Annotated in this window: 26 protein-coding genes and 1 pseudogene; 20 read left to right on the top strand and 7 right to left on the bottom strand. The window is 54.5% G+C overall.

Annotated features, from left to right (window positions below; all coding sequences use genetic code 11):
* Positions 1 to 120 precede the first annotated feature (120 nt).
* The 4 genes from hflX (at position 121) to glnA (ending at position 4,505) form a co-directional block, all read left to right on the top strand.
* The gene (gene hflX, locus B1A75_RS10840; protein WP_033025127.1) at positions 121 to 1,368 is read left to right on the top strand and encodes a GTPase HflX; all 1,248 of its coding nucleotides are present in this window, start codon (positions 121 to 123) and stop codon (positions 1,366 to 1,368) included.
* A 13-nt stretch (positions 1,369 to 1,381) separates the two neighbouring features.
* Positions 1,382 to 2,653: a methionine gamma-lyase family protein gene (locus tag B1A75_RS10845; RefSeq protein WP_033025128.1), complete on the top strand. Its 1,272-nt coding sequence runs from the start codon at positions 1,382 to 1,384 to the stop codon at positions 2,651 to 2,653.
* 76 nt (positions 2,654 to 2,729) lie between these two features.
* On the top strand, positions 2,730 to 3,131 hold the full coding sequence (locus tag B1A75_RS10850; protein ID WP_033025129.1) for a MerR family transcriptional regulator: 402 nt from the start codon (positions 2,730 to 2,732) through the stop codon (positions 3,129 to 3,131).
* Positions 3,132 to 3,170: 39 nt separating this feature from the next.
* Complete coding sequence (gene glnA, locus B1A75_RS10855; protein WP_033025130.1) at positions 3,171 to 4,505, top strand: type I glutamate--ammonia ligase; 1,335 nt, start codon at positions 3,171 to 3,173, stop codon at positions 4,503 to 4,505.
* Positions 4,506 to 4,566: 61 nt separating this feature from the next.
* On the opposite strand, the gene lexA is transcribed toward glnA, so the two are convergent.
* Entirely contained in the window at positions 4,567 to 5,190 is a 624-nt protein-coding gene (gene lexA, locus B1A75_RS10860) for a transcriptional repressor LexA (protein ID WP_033025131.1), read from the bottom strand.
* Positions 5,191 to 5,342: 152 nt separating this feature from the next.
* Here lexA and yneA point away from each other — a divergent pair, with 152 nt between their 5' ends.
* The 8 genes from yneA (at position 5,343) to B1A75_RS10900 (ending at position 13,530) form a co-directional block, all read left to right on the top strand.
* Positions 5,343 to 5,648: a cell division suppressor protein YneA gene (gene yneA, locus B1A75_RS10865; protein ID WP_033025132.1), complete on the top strand. Its 306-nt coding sequence runs from the start codon at positions 5,343 to 5,345 to the stop codon at positions 5,646 to 5,648.
* Positions 5,649 to 5,667: 19 nt separating this feature from the next.
* Positions 5,668 to 6,321 carry a YneB family resolvase-like protein gene (locus B1A75_RS10870; RefSeq protein ID WP_033025134.1) on the top strand — a complete coding sequence of 218 codons (654 nt, stop codon included), beginning with the start codon at positions 5,668 to 5,670 and terminating at the stop codon, positions 6,319 to 6,321.
* Positions 6,322 to 6,450: 129 nt separating this feature from the next.
* A complete protein-coding gene (locus B1A75_RS10875) occupies positions 6,451 to 6,681 on the top strand; it encodes a DUF896 domain-containing protein (RefSeq protein WP_033025135.1) in 231 nt (76 codons plus the stop codon).
* Between the two features lie 119 nt (positions 6,682 to 6,800).
* Entirely contained in the window at positions 6,801 to 8,807 is a 2,007-nt protein-coding gene (tkt, locus tag B1A75_RS10880; RefSeq protein WP_033025136.1) for a transketolase, read from the top strand.
* A 252-nt stretch (positions 8,808 to 9,059) separates the two neighbouring features.
* Complete coding sequence (gene sirA, locus B1A75_RS10885) at positions 9,060 to 9,497, top strand: sporulation inhibitor of replication protein SirA (RefSeq protein ID WP_033025137.1); 438 nt, start codon at positions 9,060 to 9,062, stop codon at positions 9,495 to 9,497.
* An 89-nt stretch (positions 9,498 to 9,586) separates the two neighbouring features.
* Positions 9,587 to 9,799 carry a YneF family protein gene (locus B1A75_RS10890; protein WP_011230833.1) on the top strand — a complete coding sequence of 71 codons (213 nt, stop codon included), beginning with the start codon at positions 9,587 to 9,589 and terminating at the stop codon, positions 9,797 to 9,799.
* A gap of 123 nt (positions 9,800 to 9,922) precedes the next feature.
* Positions 9,923 to 11,662 (top strand): ABC transporter transmembrane domain-containing protein, encoded by a 1,740-nt coding sequence (locus B1A75_RS10895; protein ID WP_033025141.1) that lies wholly within the window; start codon positions 9,923 to 9,925, stop codon positions 11,660 to 11,662.
* 89 nt (positions 11,663 to 11,751) lie between these two features.
* Positions 11,752 to 13,530 (top strand): ABC transporter ATP-binding protein, encoded by a 1,779-nt coding sequence (locus B1A75_RS10900; RefSeq protein ID WP_079936190.1) that lies wholly within the window; start codon positions 11,752 to 11,754, stop codon positions 13,528 to 13,530.
* A gap of 57 nt (positions 13,531 to 13,587) precedes the next feature.
* Here B1A75_RS10900 and B1A75_RS10905 read toward each other — a convergent pair whose 3' ends face one another.
* Positions 13,588 to 13,767 carry an aspartyl-phosphate phosphatase Spo0E family protein gene (locus B1A75_RS10905; protein ID WP_079936191.1) on the bottom strand — a complete coding sequence of 60 codons (180 nt, stop codon included), beginning with the start codon at positions 13,765 to 13,767 and terminating at the stop codon, positions 13,588 to 13,590.
* Positions 13,768 to 13,935: 168 nt separating this feature from the next.
* Here B1A75_RS10905 and B1A75_RS10910 point away from each other — a divergent pair, with 168 nt between their 5' ends.
* From B1A75_RS10910 to B1A75_RS10920, 3 genes are all read left to right on the top strand, one after another.
* Positions 13,936 to 14,643: a cytochrome c biogenesis protein CcdA gene (locus tag B1A75_RS10910; protein ID WP_033025143.1), complete on the top strand. Its 708-nt coding sequence runs from the start codon at positions 13,936 to 13,938 to the stop codon at positions 14,641 to 14,643.
* Between the two features lie 68 nt (positions 14,644 to 14,711).
* On the top strand, positions 14,712 to 15,068 hold the full coding sequence (locus tag B1A75_RS10915; RefSeq protein ID WP_011230839.1) for a response regulator: 357 nt from the start codon (positions 14,712 to 14,714) through the stop codon (positions 15,066 to 15,068).
* Positions 15,069 to 15,269: 201 nt separating this feature from the next.
* Complete coding sequence (locus B1A75_RS10920; protein ID WP_407059689.1) at positions 15,270 to 15,749, top strand: CcdC family protein; 480 nt, start codon at positions 15,270 to 15,272, stop codon at positions 15,747 to 15,749.
* 189 nt (positions 15,750 to 15,938) lie between these two features.
* Here the strand turns inward: B1A75_RS10920 and B1A75_RS10925 are convergent, their stop codons facing one another.
* Positions 15,939 to 16,373: a DUF2621 domain-containing protein gene (locus B1A75_RS10925; protein ID WP_011230841.1), complete on the bottom strand. Its 435-nt coding sequence runs from the start codon at positions 16,371 to 16,373 to the stop codon at positions 15,939 to 15,941.
* A 270-nt stretch (positions 16,374 to 16,643) separates the two neighbouring features.
* Here B1A75_RS10925 and B1A75_RS10930 point away from each other — a divergent pair, with 270 nt between their 5' ends.
* Both B1A75_RS10930 and B1A75_RS10935 read left to right on the top strand, forming a co-directional pair.
* Entirely contained in the window at positions 16,644 to 17,312 is a 669-nt protein-coding gene (locus tag B1A75_RS10930) for a cell wall hydrolase (protein ID WP_239691247.1), read from the top strand.
* Between the two features lie 39 nt (positions 17,313 to 17,351).
* Positions 17,352 to 17,489: pseudogene (locus tag B1A75_RS10935) on the top strand (PTS lactose/cellobiose transporter subunit IIA); the annotation flags it as partial.
* A 209-nt stretch (positions 17,490 to 17,698) separates the two neighbouring features.
* Here B1A75_RS10935 and B1A75_RS10940 read toward each other — a convergent pair.
* Complete coding sequence (locus B1A75_RS10940) at positions 17,699 to 17,845, bottom strand: small acid-soluble spore protein P (protein WP_011230843.1); 147 nt, start codon at positions 17,843 to 17,845, stop codon at positions 17,699 to 17,701.
* Between the two features lie 125 nt (positions 17,846 to 17,970).
* Between B1A75_RS10940 and B1A75_RS10945 the strand changes: the two genes are divergently transcribed.
* Complete coding sequence (locus tag B1A75_RS10945; protein ID WP_033025146.1) at positions 17,971 to 18,231, top strand: hypothetical protein; 261 nt, start codon at positions 17,971 to 17,973, stop codon at positions 18,229 to 18,231.
* 70 nt (positions 18,232 to 18,301) lie between these two features.
* Here the strand turns inward: B1A75_RS10945 and sspO are convergent, their stop codons facing one another.
* Positions 18,302 to 18,451, bottom strand: a complete 150-nt coding sequence (gene sspO, locus B1A75_RS10950) for a small acid-soluble spore protein O (protein ID WP_033025147.1) — start codon at positions 18,449 to 18,451, stop codon at positions 18,302 to 18,304.
* Positions 18,452 to 18,684: 233 nt separating this feature from the next.
* On the opposite strand from sspO, the gene acnA reads away from it, so the two are divergent.
* Positions 18,685 to 21,405, top strand: coding sequence for an aconitate hydratase AcnA (gene acnA, locus B1A75_RS10955; RefSeq protein ID WP_033025150.1), 2,721 nt, complete (start codon positions 18,685 to 18,687; stop codon positions 21,403 to 21,405).
* A gap of 37 nt (positions 21,406 to 21,442) precedes the next feature.
* Here the strand turns inward: acnA and sspL are convergent, their stop codons facing one another.
* Entirely contained in the window at positions 21,443 to 21,580 is a 138-nt protein-coding gene (sspL, locus tag B1A75_RS10960) for a small, acid-soluble spore protein L (RefSeq protein WP_011230846.1), read from the bottom strand.
* Between the two features lie 72 nt (positions 21,581 to 21,652).
* Here sspL and B1A75_RS10965 point away from each other — a divergent pair, with 72 nt between their 5' ends.
* Complete coding sequence (locus tag B1A75_RS10965; RefSeq protein WP_053413665.1) at positions 21,653 to 22,117, top strand: divergent PAP2 family protein; 465 nt, start codon at positions 21,653 to 21,655, stop codon at positions 22,115 to 22,117.
* A 112-nt stretch (positions 22,118 to 22,229) separates the two neighbouring features.
* Here the strand turns inward: B1A75_RS10965 and B1A75_RS10970 are convergent, their stop codons facing one another.
* The gene (locus B1A75_RS10970; protein WP_079936193.1) at positions 22,230 to 23,156 is read right to left on the bottom strand and encodes a DMT family transporter; all 927 of its coding nucleotides are present in this window, start codon (positions 23,154 to 23,156) and stop codon (positions 22,230 to 22,232) included.
* Between the last annotated feature and the right edge of the window lie 204 nt (positions 23,157 to 23,360).

Raw genomic sequence — 23,360 nt, forward strand, 5'->3', positions numbered from 1 at the left:
AGGGGCAAAAGCGGCGGAAAATCAATCGTTTTTTTGGAACGAACTAGCAGACCGACGGTGGGATTTGGTATCATGAACGTAGAGAACATGTTCGCCGCGAGGGAAAGGAAGGGGGATGCCATGAGCCGTGAACAAGCGATCCTTGTCGGCTGCCAGCTCGCTGGTGTCGATGATGAACGGTTTCGCTATTCGATGGAGGAGCTCGCTTCGCTCGTTGCGACGGCGAACGGCGAGGTTGTGGCAGAGTTGACGCAAAAACGTGAAGCGCCGCACCCGGCGACGTATATCGGCAAAGGGAAAACAGAAGAGCTCGCCGCCATAGTCAAGCAGCTGGAACCGGACGTCGTTATTTTCAACAGCGAGCTCTCTCCAAGCCAAACGCGCAATTTGACGAAAATGCTTGGCGAGGTGAAAGTGATTGACCGGACGCAGCTGATTTTAGACATTTTTGCAAGGCGCGCCCGCTCGAAAGAAGGAAAGCTGCAAGTCGAGCTCGCCCAGCTGGAGTATATGTTGCCGCGCCTTAGCGGCCAAGGAGAGGCGCTATCCCGCTTGGGCGGCGGCATCGGCACGCGCGGCCCGGGGGAGACGAAGCTCGAGACCGACCGCCGCCATATTCGCCGCCGCATTGACGACATTAAAGCTGAGCTTGTGCGCATCGCTGAGCATCGAGGGCGGTATCGCGAGCGCCGGCAAAAAAACCAAGCGTTTCAAGTGGCGCTCGTCGGCTATACCAACGCCGGCAAATCAACGATTTTCAATCGGCTGACCGCCGCCGATTCGTTGGAAGAAAATTTGTTGTTTGCCACGCTCGATCCGTTGACGCGCAAATGTGTCTTGCCATGCGGCTACACAGTGCTTGTCACCGATACGGTCGGGTTCATTCAAGACTTGCCGACGACGCTTGTCGCCGCGTTCCGCTCGACGCTCGAGGAAGTGACGGAAGCCGATCTATTGCTTCACGTCGTCGATTCGTCTCACCCGGATTACGTTGCGCACGAGCGAACGGTGTCGCGGCTGCTCGCTGAATTGGGGGCTTCTTCCATTCCGATGGTCACGGTGTACAATAAAAGCGATCAAAAAGCGTCGGAATTCATTCCGACAACGACTGCTTCCATCGTGATGAGCGCGCTTTCCGCCGCCGACATTGACCGGCTCCGCTATTTTCTTGAAGAGGCGGTGAAACAGCAAATGGCCCGTTACGACGTGTCGATCCCAAGCGGTGAAGGAAAATTGCTCGCTCGGTTAAAATCGGACACCATTTTGCACGAATGGCATTATAATGAACAGGGGGGCACGTACGACTGCCAAGGATACGTGCTGCCTACGCACCCCTTGTATGGGGAGCTGCAATCATTCCAACGGTAGAAAGGGTTCATCTATGTTTTGGACACAGTGGAGACACGGAGAAACCATCGCTCTTCTCATCGAGGAAATCGAAGCACAAATCGCGCCGATTCACCGCCGCATCGATGAACTGGTCGACGTCAATCAATACCGCGTGCTTGAGAGCTTCCGTCGCCATCAAGTGAGCGACGCCCATTTCATCCCGTCAACCGGTTATGGGTATGACGATGCGGGCCGCGATACGCTCGATCGCATTTACGCCGATGTGTTTGGAGCGGAAGCGGGGCTTGTGCGCCCGCAAATCATTTCCGGCACGCACGCGATTGCGATCGCGCTGTTTGGCGTGTTGCGCCCGGGCGATGAATTGCTTTACATCACGGGCGCTCCGTACGATACGCTTGAGGAAATCGTCGGCGTCCGCGGCCGCGGCGTCGGCTCGCTGAAAGAGTTTGGCATTCGTTATCGCAGCGTGCCGCTCACAGCGGATGGGATGGTTGATTTTCCGGCCGTTCGCGAAGCGATCCATGAGCGGACGAAAATGATCGGCATTCAACGTTCGCGCGGCTATGCGGACCGGCCGTCGTTTACTGTCGAAGAGATCGGCAACATGATTGCATTCGTCAAGTCGATCAAACCGGATGTCGTCGTGTTTGTCGACAATTGCTACGGCGAATTCGTCGAGGAGAAAGAGCCATGCCATGTCGGCGCCGATTTGATGGCCGGCTCGCTTATTAAAAATCCGGGAGGGGGCTTGGCGAAAACGGGCGGCTACATTGTCGGCAAGCGGGAATATGTGGAGGCGTGCGCCTATCGGATGACCTCGCCGGGCATTGGAGCGGAAGTCGGTCCGTCGCTTTACAGCTTGCCGGATATGTATCAAGGCTTTTTCCTTGCGCCGCACACCGTGGGCCAGGCGCTCAAGGGGGCGGTCTTTACGGCGGCGATGCTCGAGCGGATCGGGCTAAAGACCTCGCCATCGTGGAAGGCGAAGCGAACGGATTTGGTTCAGTCCGTCCGTTTTGACGATCCGGAACAAATGGTGGCGTTTTGCCAAGCGATTCAGGCTTCCTCCCCGGTCAACGCTCATTTTACCCCGTACCCGAGCGACATGCCCGGCTATGAAGATAAAGTGATCATGGCCGCCGGCACGTTTGTGCAAGGGGCAAGCATTGAGCTGACGGCCGACGGGCCGTTGCGCCCCCCCTATGTCGCGTATGTGCAAGGCGGATTGACGTATTCGCATGTGAAAATCGCCGTCTGTTCCGCCATTCAGCGTTTGCTTGAACAGCAGTTGATTTGTTTGTGAGGAAACGTCACGTTTCATTGACTCATTTCCTAACATTATGGTAGAATAAAGGTATCAAAAGCGAGGAGGAATTGGCATGAGCAGCCAAATTCGTCGTTCCATGCCATTGTTTCCGATTGGGATTGTGATGCAGCTGACCGACTTATCGGCTCGGCAAATCCGCTATTATGAAGAGCACGGCCTCGTCTCGCCCGCGCGCACCGAAGGCAACCGGCGGCTGTTTTCGCTCAATGACATCGACCGCTTGCTGGAAATTAAAGATTTGATCGACCAAGGCGTCAACTTGGCGGGCATTAAGCAAATTTTTGCCGCGCGGGAGGAAGGGCGCCACGGGCAGGCGGAGAAAGTCGAAAAAGTGGGAAAACCGAAGCTGTCGGACGAGGAACTGCGCGAAATTTTGCGGAACGAATTGCTGCAGGCCGGGCGGTTCCAGCGCGCATCGCTTCGCCAAGGAGATCTCGCTCGCTTCTTTCATTAATCATGGAAAATGATTTCCGAGCCGGGGAGGAGTTTAGACATGGCAAAATATACGCGTGACGACATTCTACACATCGTCAAAGAGGAAAATGTCAAGTACATCCGCCTGCAATTCACTGATATTTTGGGCACGATCAAAAACGTCGAAATTCCCATCAGCCAGTTAGAGAAAGCACTTAACAACAAAATGATGTTTGACGGGTCGTCGATCGAAGGATTTGTCCGCATCGAAGAGTCGGATATGTATTTGTATCCGGATTTGGATACGTTCGTCATTTTCCCGTGGACATCGGAAAAAGGAAAAGTCGCCCGCTTTATCTGCGACATTTACAACCCGGACGGCACGCCGTTTGAAGGCTGCCCGCGCTACAACTTGAAGCGGATGTTGAAAGAGATGGAAGCGTTCGGCTTCAACGCCTTTAACTTAGGGGCTGAGCCGGAATTCTTCCTCTTCAAGCTTGACGAAAAAGGGCACCCGACGATGGAGCTGAATGATCGCGGCGGCTATTTCGATTTGGCGCCGACGGACCTCGGGGAAAACTGCCGGCGCGACATTGTGCTCGAGCTTGAGGAAATGGGGTTTGAAATCGAAGCGTCCCACCATGAAGTCGCCCCGGGTCAGCATGAGATCGATTTTAAATACGCCGATGCCGTAAAAGCGTGCGACGACATTCAAACGTTTAAGCTCGTCGTTAAAACGATCGCCCGCAAACACGGATTGCATGCGACCTTTATGCCAAAGCCGATTTTTGGGATTAACGGTTCAGGGATGCACTGCAACCTGTCGCTGTTCCGCAACGGCGAAAACGCCTTTTTCGATCCGAACGGCGATTTGCAGTTGAGCGATACGGCGCGGCAGTTTATCGCCGGCGTGCTGAAGCATGCGCCGAACTTTACGGCGGTGACGAATCCGACGGTCAACTCGTACAAACGCCTTGTCCCGGGTTATGAAGCGCCGTGCTATGTCGCCTGGTCGGCGCGCAACCGCAGCCCGCTCATCCGCATCCCGGCTTCACGCGGCATGAGCACGCGCATTGAGGTGCGCAGCGTCGACCCGTCGGCCAACCCATACTTGGCCATGGCGGTGCTTTTAGCCGCTGGGCTTGATGGCATTCGCAACAAGCTCACTCCTCCGGCACCAGTGGACCGAAACATTTACGTCATGACGAAAGAAGAACGGCTCGAAGAAGGCATTGTCGATTTGCCGGCAACGCTGCATGAAGCGCTGGAAAACTTGAAGTCCGATGAAGTGATGATCCAAGCGCTCGGCAAACATTTATTCGAGCATTTCGTTGAGGCGAAAGAAATCGAGTGGGATATGTACCGGACGGCGGTTCATCAATGGGAATTAGATCAATATATGGAACTCTACTGATTCATAAAAAAGCTGCCCCGTTTTTCGGGGCAGCTTTTTTATGGGCGCAGTCCGGCACGGGTCAGTCGAACAGGCGGTAGACGCCGATCACTTTGCCGAGAATCGTGCAGTCGCGGACGATGATCGGCTCAAGATGAGCGTTTTCCGGCTGCAGGCGGATGTAGTCTTTTTCTTTGAAAAACCGCTTCACCGTCGCCTCGTTGTCTTCCGTCATGGCGACGACGATGTCGCCGTTGTTGGCTGATGACTGCTGGCGGACGATGACGTAGTCGCCGTCGAGAATGCCGGCTTCGATCATGCTGTCGCCCATCACTTCAAGCATAAACAGCTGCTCCTCGCCAGCGGCGAGCCGCTTCGGCAGCGGAAAGTAGCCTTCGATGTTTTCCACCGCTGTAATCGGTTGGCCGGCCGTCACCTTGCCGATGATCGGCACCGAGATGATCTCCTCTTTTTCTTTCTCCTTGGCCATATCGTTGTCCAAAATTTCAATGGCACGCGGCTTCGTCGGGTCGCGGCGGATGTACCCTTTGCTTTCTAGGCGCGCTAAATGCCCGTGGACGGTCGAACTTGACGCCAGTCCCACCGCTTCCCCAATTTCCCGCACCGACGGAGGATAGCCCTTCGTTTTTACTTCCTGCTTAATAAATTCTAAAATTTGTTGTTGCCGTTTCGACAGTTTCGTCATTGTTTCACACCTCTCGCCACATCATTTGTCTTCATTATACCATGAGGAAGATGAAAAAACAAACGTAAGTTCGAGTTTTTTATTGACACAAACAAATGTTCCTGGCTATAATGAAGGAAAGCGAACGAACATTCTAGAAAGGGTGGGGGGAAATGGGGAAAACGTTGCTTCATCACTTTCTGTTCTCCTTTTTGTTTGCGCTCGTGCTGGCAGGGTTCGTTTACGCCAGCAGTCCGGTCGACAAAAAAGAATACGTGGCGATTACGGTCGCTCCCGGCGATACGCTTTGGGGGCTGGCAAAACAGTACGAGCAGGAGCACCATATGCCGCCTGATGAGTTCATCCGCTGGGTCATCGATGTCAATCATTTGCCGAGCCCGCGCCTTACCGCCGGTGAACGGATCATCATTCCTGTGTTAAAATCAAAGCAGGGCGGCTCGGTGGCCGTCAATCAGTGATGGAAAGAAGGGATGGGCCATGAGGGCGGTCATTTACTGCCGTGTCAGTACGGACAAAGCCGAGCAGGAGACGTCGCTCGCGAGGCAACGAGATGAGCTCGAACGGCTGGCGGCCGAGTGTGGATTTGAAGTCGTTAAAGTGATCGCCGAGCAAGCGAGCGGTTACGAAGCCGACCGCGACGGCGTGTTGAAGCTGCTTTCGCTTTGCGAGGAAGGCGAGGTCGATGTGCTGCTCATTCAAGATGAAACGCGGCTTGGGCGCGGCCATGCGCGCATGGCGGTGCTGCATTGCTTGAAAAAGCAAGGGGTGAAAATATACAGCGCCAGCCACCGCGGGGAGATGCCGCTGTCGGAGGCCGATGAGATGGTGTTATCCATCATCGCTATTGTCGAGGAGTACCAAAGGAAAATACATAACGCCAAAATTAAGCGCGGTATGCAGCGGGCCATCGCCCGCGGCTACCGCCCGGAGCGGAACCTAAGGCGCCAGGGCGAAAACGCCGGGCGTGACCGAATCGATCTGCCGGTTGAGGAGATCGTCCGCTTGCGCGAGCGCGGACTGACGTTTGCTGATATCGCCGCGACGCTGCGAAGCTTTGGCTACGAGGCGTCCAAGGCGACCGTCCATCGCCGTTACCAGGAATATATGGACGAGCAACAAAGGCGGCGTTGATTGTGTGCCGCTCCTGGCCCTAAAGCGGCGAGCGGGCAAAGGAAGCCAAGATGCCATCGTTGCCATCTTCCCGGTTGATCAGATAAGATAAAACAGAGTGAGAATATGGCAGATAGGAGAAGATGATCAATGATTGCCAAACATAAATTAGCCCGCATCAACGAACTGGCGAAAAAAGCGAAAACGTCCGGCTTGTCGGCCGAAGAGACGCTCGAGCAGGCGAAGCTGCGCCGCGAGTACATTCAAGCGTTCCGCAAAGCGATGACCGATATGCTCCATACGGTGACGATCATCGACCCGAACGGCAACGACGTGACGCCGAAAAAATTAAAGGAAAGCCAGCGGCGGCGCTTCCATTAAGTCGCGAAAAAAAGAGACGGCGCCTCGTTTGTCCTGAAGGAGAAAATAAACGTTGTACAAGGAAGCCGATTTTCTATATGATAGTAAATGACACCATGTTGATGAAAAGGAGGAAGACGATGGCGCATTCAATCGAGGAGTTGGCGATTACGACGATTCGAACGCTGTCGATTGACGCGATCGAAAAGGCCAAATCCGGACATCCGGGCATGCCGATGGGCGCGGCGCCGATGGCGTACACGCTTTGGACGAAATTTATGAACCATAATCCGGCAAATCCAGGTTGGTTCAACCGCGATCGGTTTGTCTTGTCAGCCGGGCACGGGTCGATGTTATTGTACAGCTTGCTTCATTTAAGCGGATATGATGTATCGATGGACGACTTGAAACAATTCCGTCAATGGGGAAGCAAAACGCCGGGCCATCCGGAATACGGCCATACGCCGGGCGTGGAAGCGACGACCGGACCGCTCGGCCAAGGGATTGCGATGGCGGTCGGCATGGCGATGGCGGAACGGCATTTGGCCGCTACATACAACCGCGACGGGTTTGAGATCATCAACCATTATACGTACGCCATTTGCGGCGACGGCGATTTGATGGAAGGAGTGGCGAGCGAAGCCGCGTCACTCGCCGGCCACTTAAAGTTGGGCCGCCTGATCGTCCTGTATGACTCGAACGACATTTCGCTAGACGGGGAGCTCAACTTGTCGTTCTCGGAAAACGTCGCCCAACGTTTCCAAGCGTACGGCTGGCAATATTTGCGCGTTGAGGACGGCAACAATATTGAAGAAATCGCCAAAGCGCTCGAGGAGGCGCGGGCGGACCTCAGCCGGCCGACGCTCATTGAAGTAAAAACGACGATTGGCTACGGCGCGCCAAATAAAGCGGGCACGTCCGGCGTCCATGGCGCTCCGCTCGGTGCGGAAGAGGCGAAGCTGACGAAGGAAGCGTACCGCTGGACGTTTGCCGAAGATTTTTATGTACCGGAAGAAGTATACGCCCATTTCCGGGAAAAGGTGCAAGAGCCGGGGGCGAAAAAAGAAGCGGAATGGAATGAACTGTTCGACGCTTATGAGCAGGCGCATCCGGAGCTGGCTGCCGAGCTGAAGCGGGCGATTGAAGGGAAGCTTCCGGATGGCTGGGAGACGGCGCTGCCGGTGTACGAAGCGGGCAAAAGCCTGGCGACTCGCTCATCGTCCGGGGAAGTGATCAACGCCATCGCCAAAACGGTGCCGCAGTTTATCGGCGGTTCGGCGGACTTGGCAAGCTCGAACAAAACGCTCATCAAAGGCGGCGGCAACTTCCTGCCGAACAGCTACGAAGGGCGCAACATTTGGTTTGGCGTGCGCGAGTTTGCCATGGGAGCGGCATTGAACGGCATGGCGCTTCACGGCGGGTTGAAAGTGTTCGGCGGCACGTTCTTCGTGTTCTCCGACTATTTGCGTCCGGCGATCCGCTTGGCAGCGCTGATGGGCTTGCCGGTCATCTACGTCTTGACGCACGACAGCATCGCCGTCGGCGAAGACGGACCGACGCACGAACCGATCGAACATCTCGCTTCGCTTCGGGCGATGCCGAACTTGTCGGTCATCCGTCCGGCTGACGCGAACGAAACGGCGGCAGCGTGGCGGATGGCGCTCGAATCGACGGACAAGCCGACCGCCCTCGTCTTGACGCGTCAAGATGTGCCGACATTGGCGACAACAGCTGAGTTGGCGTATGAAGGCGTGAAAAAAGGTGCGTACGTCGTTTCACCGGCGAAAAACGGCACTCCGGAGGCGCTATTGTTGGCGACCGGCTCGGAAGTCGGCCTGGCCGTAAAAGCGCAAGAAGCGCTCGCCGTTGAGGGCATCCATGTCTCTGTCATCAGCATGCCATCGTGGGACCGCTTCGAAGCGCAGCCAAAATCGTACCGCGATGAAGTGCTTCCACCGGCCGTGACGAAGCGGCTCGCCATTGAAATGGGCGCGTCGCTCGGTTGGGAGCGCTACGTCGGCGCCGAGGGCGACATTTTGGCCATCGACCGATTCGGTGCTTCCGCTCCGGGAGAGAAAATCATGGCCGAGTATGGCTTTACGGTTGACAACGTCGTCCGCCGCACAAAAGCGCTGCTCGGCAAGTAACCGGGAAAGCTGTCCTTGCGTTGTTGCAGGGGCAGCTTGTTTTTGTGAAAGATGGCTGCGCATTGGTCAAGCATTTTCGGGGTTGGATCGAGGGCAAAGGCTTGTTTATGACATGTTGGCCTGTTTGCGGCGGCATGGCCACCGCAAACAAAAATCGACAATGTTAGTGAAAAAACTTGCCGTTAATAGACATATTTTTCCCCTTTCCTTTTCTATAATAGAAAATAGATGAACAGAAATGGGGGATGGGGCATGGTCCGCTATTGGATTTATTTGTTGAATGACGATGTGGCGTCGCATTACCGCCATCGGGCAGAAAAAATTGTCGAACTGCTTCGTGAGCATCAATACGCGAAAGCGCCGCTGAAGGCGATTTGCCGCAAGCAAGTCGAATTTATCACCGAACGGCTGTCATTTTCGCGCCTGGAACTCGGCTTAAAGCAATATTTTGCCGGCCGCGTCGGCAAAAATTTGGAGCGCAATATGTTTGTTTTGCAAAACGACGCCGGTGAGGAAGCGTTGCTTGTCGTGCAAAAGCGCCGCTTGCTTCTTGTCGCCGACAGCGCGCCGCTTGCCGCGGACATCGGGCGAGCGCTCTCCCGGTTGGCGCCGACGTTTTTGGCAGTCGACGCTGATTTTGCCGATTACTACTGGCTGTCTGCGCCTGCGCAAGGAAGAAAATTTGCGTAATGAAAAGATTTTTGTCGCGAAATATTGTCTAATGACGCATCGTTTAGTACACTGTTAGGGAGACAACAAGAAGGAGGAAAATCGCTGTTATGTGGGGTACGATTCTCGTTGGCGTGCTGGCGCTCATCGCCGGGGTGGCGATCGGATTTTTCGTCGCCCGCAAAACGATGATCAATTATTTGAAGAAAAACCCGCCGATCAATGAACAAATGATTCGCATGATGATGATGCAAATGGGGATGACTCCGTCGCAGAAGAAAATCAATCAGATGATGAAAATGATGAACAATCAGCTGAAATAAGCGCAACAGACACTCGATCGAGAGTGTCTTTTTATTTTGCAAAAATGTTCTTTCAAAATTTTTCTAGTTTTGTTACAATAATATGGCGATTGTTCGTCAGCCAAACGAAAGGAGGTGGAGCGCGTGCGCGTGTTTCGCGATTTGTTTTGGTTTTTTCGCCAAGAAAAGAAGGCGTATATCACCGGCATTTTCGTGCTTGTCCTCGTTGCGTTTTTAGAGACGGTCCCGCCGAAGGTGATCGGCTTGTTGGTCGATCATATGAAAAACGGAACGATGACAAAAGAGGTGCTCATCCGCTGGATCGCCGTCCTCGCCGCCGTTGCGGCGGCGCTTTACGGGCTCCGCTACGCTTGGCGCATTTTCATTTTCGGTTCGGCGGTCAAGCTTGCCCGCCAGCTGCGCAACGAGCTGTATCAACATTTTACGAACATGTCGCCGTCGTTTTACCAACGGAAGCGGATCGGCGATTTAATGGCCCATGCGACGAACGATTTGCAGGCGATTCAGCAGACGGCCGGAAGCGGCATTTTGACGCTTGTTGACTCGGTGACGCTTGGCGGGTTCGTGTTGGCAACGATGGCGTTTTCGATCAGCTGGAAGCTGACGCTCATCAGCCTATTGCCGATGCCAGTGATGGCGGCGGCGACGAGCCGCTATGGAACGATGCTCCATCGTCGGTTTTTAACGGCGCAAGAGGCGTTTTCATCGTTGAACGACAAGGTGCAGGAAAGCATCAGCGGCATCCGCGTCATCAAGGCGTTTGGCTATGAGGAACACGATGTCGAGGCGTTTCGCCGCCAATCGGAAGACGTCGTGGCGAAAAACGTTGCCGTCGCCAAAATTGACGCCTTGTTTGATCCGACGATCGGGCTGCTTGTTGGGCTGTCGTTTTTTCTCGCTGTGGCGTTTGGCAGCCAAATGGTTCTGGCCGGCGAATTGACGATCGGCGAGCTTGTGTCGTTTACGACCTACCTTGGCCTGCTCATTTGGCCGATGTTGGCGTTCGGCTGGCTGTTTAACATTGTTGAGCGAGGGCGCGCTTCGTACGACCGGGTGCGGGCGCTGTTGGCTGAACAAGATGAAATCAACGAACGTCCCGATGCCCTTCACATCGCTCCGCAAGGCGACATTGAGTATGATGTTCGTCAATTTGCCTATCCGGGGGAGGCGAAGCCGGCGCTTCGGGACATTCGTTTTCAGCTCAAGCGCGGGGCGACGCTTGGCGTCGTCGGCAAAACGGGGGCGGGAAAAACGACGCTGCTTCGCCTGCTGCTGCGCGAGTTTGACGGCTATGACGGCGAGATTCGCTTCGGCGGCCGCGACATCCGCGATTATACGCTTTTCGCGCTCCGTTCGGCGATCGGCTACGTGCCGCAAGACCATTTCTTGTTTTCTGCCTCTGTCCGCGACAACATCGCCTTTGCTAAGCCGGAAGCCGGAGAGGACGAGGTCGTCCGGGCGGCGCGGCTGGCCGACATTCATGATGACATTTTGCAGTTTCCCGACGGGTATGAGACGGTCATCGGCGAGCGCGGCGTTTCCCTATCCGGTGGGCAAAAACAGCGGCTGTCAATCGCCCGGGCGCTTCTCATTGACCCGGAAGTGCTCATTTTTGATGACGCGTTGTCGGCCGTGGATGCGAAGACCGAGGCGCGGATTTTAACGGCGCTCAAACAGGAGCGGCGCGGAAAAACGACGATCATCGCCGCTCATCGTTTAAGCGCGGTTGAGCATGCCGATTGGATTCTCGTCCTTGACGGGGGGCGAATCGTGCAGGCCGGAACGCACGAGCAGCTGATGGCAGAAGACGGCTGGTATCGTGACATGCACCGACGCCAGCAGCTTGAGGAGCTTGCGGAGTGACAACAGGCCTGAACGTTCGAGCTCTAGCCAAAAACGAGCGGAGCGAAAAGCCTGAAAATACAAGTTGTTTGTGAGATAGGGGGAAGCGGATGAACGACCGATGGTTGACAACAAAAGAGCAGCGGCGCGTCTTATGGCGGCTGCTCGCTTATATGGGAAGATACAAAAAAGAAACTGCGCTTGCGTTTACGCTTCTTCTGTTGGCAGCGGCCGGGGAGCTTTCCGGCCCGTATTTGGTGAAAGTGTTCATTGACGACTATTTGGTGCCGGGCCGCCTTGCTTTTGGACCGGTGGCGGCGCTGGCCGCCGCCTATCTCGGCGTGCTCATCTTGAAAACGATCATTTCCTACTTCCAGCTTGTTGAGTTTCAGCGGCTCGCTTTGCACGTCATTCAAGCGTTGCGGATGGATGTGTTTGCGAAAGTGCACCGGCTCGGGATGAGCTATTTTGACCGGACGCCGGGCGGAAGCATCGTTTCGCGGGTGACGAACGATACGGAAGCGATCAAGGACATGTTCATCAGCGTCCTAGCGGCCTTTGTGCAAAACGGCTTGTTTGTCATCGGCGTGTTTGTCGCCATGTTTTCGCTTGACGCCAAGCTTGCGTTGTTTTGCCTGTTCATCCTCCCGGCTATCGCGTTCATCATGCACACGTACCGCCGCTACAGCTCGGTGTTTTATCAAGAGATGCGCGAACGGCTGAGCGAACTGAACGCCAAATTGAACGAATCGCTGCAAGGGATGGCCGTCATTCAAGCGTTCCGCCAGCAGCGCCGTTTATATCAAGAGTTTGCCGCCGTCAATGAAGCGCATTACAAGGCGGGGATGAAAAACATCCGCCTCGATGGACTGCTGCTTCGGCCGGCGATCGATATGGTGTATATGTTGTCGATCATGGTCGTGCTCAGCTTTTTTGGCATCACGGCGCTTGACAGCCCAGTTGAGATCGGCGTGCTGTACGCGTTTGTCAACTATTTGGAGCGCTTTTTCGAACCGGTGACGCAAATGATGATGCGCCTGTCTCTTTACCAGCAGGCGATCGTTTCCGCCTCTCGCGTGTTCGCCCTTCTTGATCATCAAGAAGAGGAGCCGGTCAATCCAGATTGGTCGCCGCATGTGATCGAGCGCGGGGAAATCGAATTTCGTGATGTCAGCTTTTCCTACGACGGCAAACGGGATGTGCTGAAACGGCTGTCGTTTGTCATCCGTCCAGGGCAGACGGTCGCGTTTGTCGGCCATACCGGCAGCGGCAAAAGTTCGATCATCAACTTGCTCATGCGCTTTTATGAGTTTGACCGCGGCAATATTTTGCTTGACGGCCGGTCGATCCGCGATTACTCGCGCGCTGAGTTGCGCCGCCGCCTCGGCCTTGTCTTGCAAGATCCGTTTTTGTTTTACGGGACGGTCAAAGAGAACATTCGCATGTATAATCAGGAATTGGACGACGAAACCATTAAGGAGGCCGCCCGGCTCGTGCAGGCTGATGCGTTTATTGAGCAATTGCCCGGCGGCTACGACCATGTGCTCGCCGAGCGCGGGGCGACGTTATCAAGCGGTCAGCGCCAGCTTCTTTCCTTTGCCCGCACGATCGCTGCTGATCCGAAAATTTTGGTGCTCGATGAGGCGACCGCCTATATTGACACCGAAACAGAGGAAGCGATTCAAGATGCGCTCATGCGCATGCGGAAAGGGCGGACAACAATCGCCATCGCCCACCGCCTATCGACGATCCAAGACGCCGATCAAATTTTCGTCCTCCACCGCGGCGAAATCATCGAGCGCGGCACGCATCAGCAACTGCTGGCGCAAAAAGGGCTTTACTACCAAATGTACTTGCTGCAAAACGGCCTTGTCGACGCCCATGCGTAAATGGCGGCGTTTTGCCGCCCCTGCTTGGAACAAAAAGAAGAAAGCGCCCTGTCCCGTCTAGCGGGAGGCGCTTTGCTTTCGCCGCTTGGTTTGTTCGCGTTGATAGGCGTTGAGCAACGTGTCAAGTTCTTTGCTGATTTTCATGGCCGCCGCCGAGTTTAACCCTGTTTTGGCCACCGTGTCGACAAGCTCCATCCGCTTTTGTTCAATCAAGGCCAACAATTTGCATTTCGGCACGAATCGACCGTCCTTTGCTTGAAGTATTGTGTATGGTGCTTTATACTATTTTATCAGTGAACGCAAAAATGGAAAATAGAAAAATTGACCAGGAACAATGAGAAACACGTTACGGGAAGAAGGAATTCTGCTAAAATAAAAAGTAAAAAAGCAGGGGCTGGTTCACCAATGAATGATCTCAATCTATTTTTAGCGTTCGGCGCCGGGTTCTTGTCGTTTATCTCCCCGTGCTGCTTGCCGCTTTATCCGGCGTTTTTATCGTATATCACCGGCGTGTCGGTCAGCGAGCTGAAAGAGGAAAACGCCATGCTCAACCGCCGCAGCTTATGGCATACGCTTTGCTTTTTGCTCGGCTTCTCGCTCATTTTTATCTCGCTTGGCTTTGGCACCTCGCTGCTTGGAAGGCTGTTTGTTGATTATCAAGATGCGATCCGGCAAATCGGCGCGGTCGTGATCGTCGCTCTCGGCCTCGTCGTCGCCGGGCTGTGGAAGCCGGCGTTTTTGCTGAAAGACCGGCGCATTTCGTTTCGTGAACGGCCACCGGGATATGTCGGCTCCGTGCTGATCGGCATGGCATTCGCCGCCGGTTGGACGCCGTGCATGGGGCCGATTTTGGTGGCGGTTGTCGCTCTAGCCGCCACCAACCCGGGCTCAGGAATGGTGTATATGCTTGCTTATACGCTCGGATTTGCCGTTCCGTTTTTCATTTTGTCGTTTTTTATCGGCAAGCTGCAATGGATCCGCCGCCATAGCGCATCCATCATGAAGGCGGGCGGCTATGTCATGGTGGCGATGGGCGTCGTTTTGTACTTTGACTGGATGACAAAGCTGATTGCTTATACGACAAGCTTGTTTGGCGGATTTACTGGCTTTTAGCGGCGATGGAGCCGCCCTTTGTGCGGCTGTTGTTGGAGGAATATCGTTGAGGAGAGGACGATGGAAAGATGGCTGCCATTTTAATTGCTGACGATGCGAAGTTTATGCGGGTAACGCTGGCGCGCATACTGGAAAAAACGGATCACACCGTAGCCGGTGAGGCGGAAAACGGCAAAGAGGCGGTCGAGCTGTATCGCCGGTTGCGCCCCGATCTTGTCATCATGGACATTACGATGCCGGTCATGAATGGGATTGAAGCGGTGCGGGCGATTAAGGAGATCGATCCGGGGGCGAAAATCATTATCTGCTCGGCGCTCGGGCAGCAGCGTATGGTTGTTGAGGCAATTGAAGCCGGAGCGGCCGACTTCATCGTCAAGCCGTTTGAAGAAACCCGCGTGCTCGAGGCGATTGCCCGTCTTTTGTAAGCGGGCTTCGGCTCCGTACGGCATAGGAAGGCGCCGGCTTATGACCGCCGGAAGACAGCTGGCTGCGTTCTTTTTGGCAAGCGAGAGGGATGAAGCGAGCGCGATGTTTGGCGAAGGCGGGGGCGGCTGGAGAGGACGGTAGGCAAGCGGAGCGGTTTTTGCTATAATAGCGTTGTCCGTGAATTTTGTCCGAAGAAGGTGATGGCTTTGGCGTTCATTACATCGCTCATCGCCGTTGTGATGGCGTTTTTCATCTTTTTTGTGCGCATGAAGGCGTCGGAAAAGCCGACGAATGCCAAAAAAATTATTTTGCCGCCGCTGTTTATGAGCACCGGGGCGCTGATGTTCATCGATCCGGTCTTTCGCGTTACGCGCGGGGAGCTCATCGAAGCGGTCATTCTCGGCCTGTTTTTCTCGCTGTTTCTCATTAAAACGTCGAAATTTGAAATCCGCGGCAACGATATTTATTTGAAACGCTCAAAATCCTTTATTTGGATTTTGCTCGGGCTGATTGTCATTCGCCTTGGCTTGAAAACGTATTTAGGACGAACGATCGACTACCGCCAGTTAAGCGGCATGTTTTATTTGCTCGCGTTTTCGATGATCGTCCCATGGCGGATTGCGATGTACGTTTCGTATAGAAAGCTGGCGGCGCAGCTGAAACCGCCAGTGCTAACATAAAGAGCTGTCCCGCTGATGGACAGCTCCCTTTTTTGTTGCGCCAAGCCACTTCACTTCGCTTCCCTGGAATTGTCCCGCAGACGGAGCTGAAGTCGTCGGTCCCGGCCTAAAAAGCTGCTTGTTTGGGCCGCTTTTTTCATGCTGAAACAGACGAAAGCCGCCGGCCAGCCTTAGACGAAAGGCGGAACGTCAGCGGCTTTCCAATAAATGTTTATAAGGGGCGAGATCGATGTTCTTCGCCTGCAATGTCCGGATTAAAAACTTATGGTCGCGCTTGGGGGTTGCGATGATGTAGCCGCGGATCAGCAAGTCGCGTGTGATGCGCGGCGCCTGCTCTTTGAGCGCAAGCTCGCCGATTTTGCCGGCGATCTTTTGCCGCGCGACGTCGCGGAACAATTCCGGCACAGGGCGAACCAATTCCTCAAGCAGCGCTTTTTCTTCTTCCCCCCATAAATGGCGCGTCTGTTCAATGTAATATTCCTGCCAGTCGAGCTCCGATTTCCCATCTTCTTTCGGCAGCCGCTTCAAAAACTTGCGGAACATGAAAAAGCCGCCGATCGACATCATGACAAGCAAAAAGACGACCCAAAGCAAAATAAACCAAAGAAACCATCCGGTCAGCACGATCCCCACCCCAACATGATGATCAACTGTTTTGCCATAGGCAAGATTCGTCTACTATTATGTCGAAAAGCTTGCTGTTTGGCAAGTTTCAAACGGCGGCTTGTTACGAACCGTAACGCAACTGTAATGCAACTGTAAAAAAGCTTGTCCCGCCTTACAGCGCCAATGGATTGAAAGCCGCCGGCCGCTTTGTATGGAAAAGATATACAGTGACGTTCCCTTCTTTGCCTGCTAATCTAGTAAACAAAGAAAAAAAGCCAAAAGGCAACGATGAGGGGGATGCGCAGAGTGAAAAAGACGATTGCAGCGCTCACGATCATTTGCTGTATGGCGTTAAGCTCTCATGAGCTGTCGGCGGAAGCGGCTGGCTCGTATACATACTATCAAGTGAAAAAAGGCGATACGTTGTCGAAGATCGCCAAACAATATCATACTTCGGTTGCTTCGTTAAAGTCGTTAAACGGGTTAAAAAGCGATGCTATTTATGTCGGCGAAAAGCTGAAAGTGCCGGCTGCGGCGAAGCGATCGGCTTCGGCGCCGGCAAAGAAGAAATCGATCTCATTAAGCGCCGCTGACCGGAAGCTGCTCGCCCAGCTTGTGCAAGCGGAGACCGGTTCGAGCGAGCCGTTTGCCGGCAAGGTGGAAGTGGCGCTTGTGGTTTTAAACCGCACAAAGCATCCGGAGTTTCCAAAGACGGTGCGCGGCGTCATTTATCAAAAAACGAAATCCGGCTACGCGTTTGTACCAGCCAAAACGGGGAAATTGACCCGCATTCAGCCGACAAAGCAGGATTACGAGGCGGTCGACAAGGCGCTAGCCTTATTCCCAAACGATCGCCGCGGCTCGCTTTATTTCTACAATCCGAAAATCACAAAAGACAAATGGATGTTGTCGCGTCCGGTGACGATTCGCATCGGGCACCATGTCTTCACGAGATGAACGGGGTCGAATAAGGCCTCGTTCTTTTGTTTTGTGCATAGCGGCGGGCAGCCGGTGGTGACGCTTCTGATGGTGCATGCCCAAGATCATTTAATGACGGCGATCACGGTCAAGGATTTAGCCGCTGAATTCGTGGAGCTGTATGAAGCGCTTAAGCGGCAAACAGCCGAATCATAATCGCCGTCGGCCGGCTTGTTGCCCGGGGAGGATGATTTGCTTCAACGGGAATGAACCCAAGGCGGGCGGCAACGGGCTGTTCTAGCGACCGCCCGCTTTGTTGATTTTACAATAATTTTATTATGTAAACATAATAGCACCAGCCGTTCAGCCCTCCCGGCTGCCGCCGGTCTCGGCTGAACGGAGAAGGAAAACTCCGCTTGTTTGCGTCACATATCGTGGCTTGTGTTGTGCTTTTGCCGCGTGTGATTGCGGTTCTTCACTTTTTTCGAACCGTCAAGCGGCTCCGGCTGCCCAGGATTGTCGCCTTTTGGGGCGTTTTTGCGCATATCTTTGCCGTCGTTTTTGTTCGTCATTTGTTGTCCCTCCTTTGTCCGTTAGCATGCGGCGTTGTGCTTTCGCTTATTCGGCGCATAATTTGCGCCCGGTTTGAAACGATAAGTAGTGAACGACCGCGATGACTGCGAAGGAGGGACGAGCCATGGTTTACCATAAAACGAAGCAAGAGGCGTTTCAAGCAGCGCAAAAGGCGACGATGGAAGCGAAAGAATGGCACGATCACTTGGTGCGTGATCAAGCCGACTACGGCCACCAGCTGACCCATCTTCGGCAAGAAGTAAACGAGGCGTTCGCCCAAATTGAAAACGCGCTCGAAGTTGCCTCGGAGACACAACGCGTGCAGCTCGAAAAATTCCGCAGCGATTTGCAGGCGATCGTTGACGAAGTCAATGAAAACGAGTAAGGGAATGCCGGCGGCGGACATTCCCTTTTTGCATGCTATGGCAGGCCGGGATGGCGAAATGGCCGCCACGCTATTGGTTCTTTTTTCGTTTTTTGTTGTTTTGGCGCTGCTCCTCGGTCAGCGGTTCATTGGAAAACTCTTCGTTGTATCCGGCGCCCATTCCTTGCGCTTTGGCGGCGTTCATGCCAGGGATCACGTGGTTTGCTTTTCGCTTCGCCATTCGTTTCACCTCCGCTTCTAGTTTGCGATGAAACGGGCGCCTTATTCCTCTTTTGCCGCGGTAAGGAAGTAATATGGCGAGACATTGGAAATCATTATTTACAACTTGTCCTGTTCTGTAATAAGATAAAGTCGTGCCGAACTTTATGGGGATTGGGAGAATTCATGCTATTTTTTCGACTTTTGTGCGAAAAAATAGTATAGTATTATTGTGAAGTGAAGGGGGTTATACATATGGCGAAACAAGATGTGTTCAACGCCCGCTCTTCGTTTGTTGTAAACGGCAAAACCTACAACTACTACCGTTTGCAAGCGCTTGAAGAAGCGGGCATCGGCCAGGTGAGCCGCCTGCCGTACTCGATCAAAGTATTGCTTGAATCGGTGCTTCGCCAAGTCGACGGCCGCGTCATCACGAAAGAGCACGTCGAAAACTTGGCGAAATGGGGAACGCCGGAAATGAAAGACATTGACGTGCCGTTTAAGCCGTCGCGCGTCATTTTGCAAGACTTCACCGGCGTGCCGGCGGTCGTCGATTTGGCTTCGATGCGCAAAGCGATGGCCGATTTGGGCGGCGATCCGTACGAAATCAACCCGGAAATTCCGGTCGATCTCGTCATCGACCACTCGGTGCAAGTCGACCGCTACGGGTCGGACGATGCGCTTGAGTACAACATGGATTTGGAATTCAAACGGAACGCCGAACGGTACAAGTTTTTGAAATGGGCGCAAAAAGCATTTGATAACTATCGCGCCGTTCCGCCGGCAACGGGGATCGTCCACCAAGTGAACTTGGAATATTTGGCAAGCGTCGTTCACGCGGTCGAAGGGGAAAACGGCGAGTACGAAGCATTCCCGGATACGCTTGTCGGCACGGACTCGCATACGACGATGATCAACGGCCTCGGCGTCCTCGGCTGGGGGGTCGGCGGCATTGAAGCGGAAGCCGGCATGCTCGGCCAACCGTCGTACTTCCCGGTGCCGGAAGTCATCGGCGTCCGCCTGACAGGCAAGCTGCCGGACGGAGCGACGGCCACCGACTTGGCGCTTAAGGTGACGCAAGTGCTCCGGAAAAAAGGCGTCGTCGGCAAATTCGTCGAATTTTTCGGACCAGGAGTGGCGACTTTGCCGCTTGCGGACCGGGCGACGATCGCCAACATGGCGCCGGAATACGGGGCAACGTGCGGCTTCTTCCCGGTCGACGCCGAAGCGCTTGACTATTTGCGCTTGACCGGCCGCGACGAACATCACGTTCAAGTCGTCGAAGCGTATTGCAAAGCGAACGGTTTGTTCTACACGCCGGATGCACCGGAGCCGGTGTTTACGGATGTCGTTGAAATCAACTTGTCGGAAATCGAAACGAACTTGTCGGGGCCGAAACGGCCGCAAGACTTGATCCCGCTCTCGAAAATGAAACAGTCGTTCCGCGACGCGGTGAAAGCCCCGCAAGGCAACCAAGGCTTTGGCTTGACGGAAGCGGACTTAGAGCGGGAAATTACGGTCGAGCTGAACGGCGAACAAGTGAAATTGAAAACGGGCGCTGTCGTCATCGCGGCGATCACAAGCTGTACGAATACGTCGAACCCGTACGTCCTCGTCGCCGCTGGCTTAGTGGCGAAAAAAGCGGTTGAAAAAGGCTTGCAAGTGCCGAAATACGTGAAAACGTCGCTCGCGCCGGGCTCGAAAGTCGTCACCGGCTACTTGCGTGACTCGGGGCTGCTTCCGTATCTTGAACAGCTCGGCTTCAACGTCGTCGGCTACGGTTGCACGACATGCATCGGCAACTCGGGTCCGCTTGCGCCGGAGCTCGAAAAAGCGCTCGCGGAAAGCGATCTGCTTGTGACAAGCGTCCTATCCGGCAACCGGAACTTTGAAGGCCGCATCCACCCGCTTGTCAAAGGCAACTATTTGGCATCGCCGCCGCTTGTTGTCGCCTATGCGCTCGCCGGCACGGTCGACATTGACTTGTTGAACGAGCCGATTGGCAAAGACAAAGACGGCAATGACGTCTACTTCCGCGACATTTGGCCGTCGATGGAAGAGGTAAAAGCCGTCGTGAAACAAGCGGTCGATCCGGAACTGTTCCGCAAAGAATATGAGCGCGTGTTCGACGGCAATCCGCGCTGGAACGCCATCGAAACGACGGATGAGCCGCTTTATCAATGGGATGAAAACTCGACGTACATTCAAAATCCGCCGTTCTTTGAAGGCTTGTCGCCGGAAGTGCGCAAAGTCGAACCTCTCACCGGCTTGCGCGTCGTCGGCAAGTTCGGCGATTCGGTCACGACTGACCATATTTCGCCAGCTGGGTCGATCGGCAAAAACACGCCGGCAGGCCAATATTTGATCTCGAAAGGCGTCGAGCCGAAAGACTTCAACTCGTACGGTTCGCGGCGCGGCAACCATGAAGTGATGATGCGCGGCACGTTTGCCAACATCCGCATCCGCAACCAAATTGCGCCGGGCACGGAAGGCGGCTATACGACGTACTGGCCGACCGGCGAAGTGATGTCGATGTACGATGCGTGCATGAAATATAAACAAGACGGCACTGGGCTTGTCGTCATCGCCGGCAAAGACTACGGCATGGGCAGCTCGCGCGACTGGGCGGCGAAAGGGACGTTCTTGCTCGGCATTAAAACGGTCATCGCCGAAAGCTTTGAGCGCATCCACCGCTCGAACCTCGTCTTGATGGGCGTCCTGCCGTTGCAATTCAAAGAAGGCGAAAATGCGGAGACGCTCGGCTTGACGGGCAAAGAAGTGTTCGACATTCACATCGATGAAAACGTCAAACCGCGCGATCTCGTCAAAGTGACGGCGACGAACCCGGATACGGGCGAGAAGAAAGAATTTGAGGTCATCGTCCGCTTTGACAGCGAAGTCGAAATCGACTACTATCGCCACGGCGGCATTTTGCAAATGGTGTTGCGCGAAAAATTGGCGAAAGTGAAACAATAACGACAAAAAGCAGGCTCCCATATCGGGAAGCCTGCTTTTATTTGGTGTTGAGCTTTTTCGCTGCGTTCTCAAGCTTGCTTTTTGGATCCGGGGTGAACGTTCCGTCTTGGCCAAAGCCTTGCGGGTTGACGCCCGGCGCCTTCGTGCCGCGGTTTCGGCCGCCGTTTTTGGTCATTGCTCTCACCTCCGCTCTTTACGGATAGTATGGCCACCCTTGGCCAAAATATAAGCAAAGGAGGGAGGCGTGATGAACAAGGGGCTGAAGACGGCGCTCGCGACAATCGCGCTCGCCCAGTTTCTGAAAATCCCGATCAAGCAGCTGGAGACCGGCCGGTGGGACTGGCGGCTCTTTTTCGAAACCGGCGGAATGCCAAGCTCCCACTCTGCCGGTGTTTCCGCCTTGGCGACATTTATCGCCCTCGAGCGAGGCGTGCGCACGATCGATTTTGCCTTGGCTGCGTTGTTTGGACTGATCGTCATGTACGATGCGCAAGGGGTGCGGCGCCAAGCGGGCGAACTCGCCCTTCGCCTGAACGAGCTTGCCGAGGAAGTGAAAAAGCTGGAAGGAGATCCAAAACAAACCGTTTATCACAAACGACAGCGGCAGTTGCGCGCCCGGCTCGGGCACGAGCCGATCGAAGTCGTCGGCGGGGCGCTCTTAGGCATGGCCGCGGGCGCTTTATCGCATTGGGGTTGTCGGCGTCGCGCCTGACAGCCTCAGGCAGCGAAGCGCGTCAGGCGCCGTCGGCATGGGATGATGACCAACGGAGCGCCTCTAGCCTCCCAAAAGCTTCACTGTTTTTCGCTAAGAGCAACCGTTGCGGCTACGATGGGATGTTCCGCTTTTCCCGCCACCGTCTGCCCCAGAGGCGCATGCTTGGCAGTTCGGCGAAAATCATGCCGGCCAAAATCGCAGCGCCGCCAAGCCAGGCCGATGGCGACAGCCGCTCTCCAGCCCAAAGGTAGGCGGTCAAAGCAGCGAACACCGGCTCCATGGTGAAAATCAGCGCGACATGGGCGGGAGTCGTATATTTTTGTACCGCCGTTTGGATGAGAAACGCCGCGGTCGTCGCCAACAGCGATGTCACAGCGAGCGCCCCCCATACTTCTGGACGGCGGAGCACCGCCATATTCCACATTTGGGCGGCGTCTTCAAACCAAAAGGCAAAGAAGAAACAAAGGACGGCGACGGTAAAAATTTGCACCATCGTCAACAGCAGCGTCGAATACCGGGAGGAATATTGGCCAGTGACGATGATGTGCATGGCAAACGAAATGGCGCAAAAAAAGACGAATAGATCGCCGCGGTTGGGCGACAGCTCCGCTCCGCCCGTCAGCCAATACAGGCCGAACGTAGCAAGTGCCGCTCCAACGACCGCATTCACAGACGGTTTTTGCTTTAAAATCAAAAAGGAAAACAATGGAACGAGAACAACGCTCAGTCCGGTAATAAAGCCGGCTTTCGAGGAAGTGGTATACAACAGTCCGATCGTTTGGAATGCGTAGCCGCAAAACAGCCATAGCCCCATCCACGCCCCAGCGCCGATGAGCCGCCATGACAACTGGCCGAGCAATGGGCGGGAAGCGGCAGCGATCCAAGTGAGAAGCAACAAGCCAGCCAAACTGAAGCGAACGGCGTTAAACGACAACGGCTCCAAAAACGAAATGGCATTTTGGACGACGACGAACGTCGCCCCCCAGACGAACGTCACCACTAACAAGCTTAAATCCGCGATGGTTTGTTGCTTCAATGTGATTTCCCCCTTGTTAACCCTATTTATCAGCTGCTAGCCGCTAGTGTATCATAAATAGGTCGAAAAAAACATACGGTTTTGGAAAAAAGATGGGCGCCTGCGGCAAAATGGTTGATACAAGAAGAAATTGCGCATAATATTAGGTAATGAACAAGGGCGCAAGTGTGGTAAAATAAAAACCAGCTCCGATCATCGCCACGC

The sequence above is a fragment of the Geobacillus sp. LEMMY01 genome, assembly GCF_002042905.1.
Lineage (GTDB): Bacteria > Bacillota > Bacilli > Bacillales > Anoxybacillaceae > Geobacillus > Geobacillus proteiniphilus.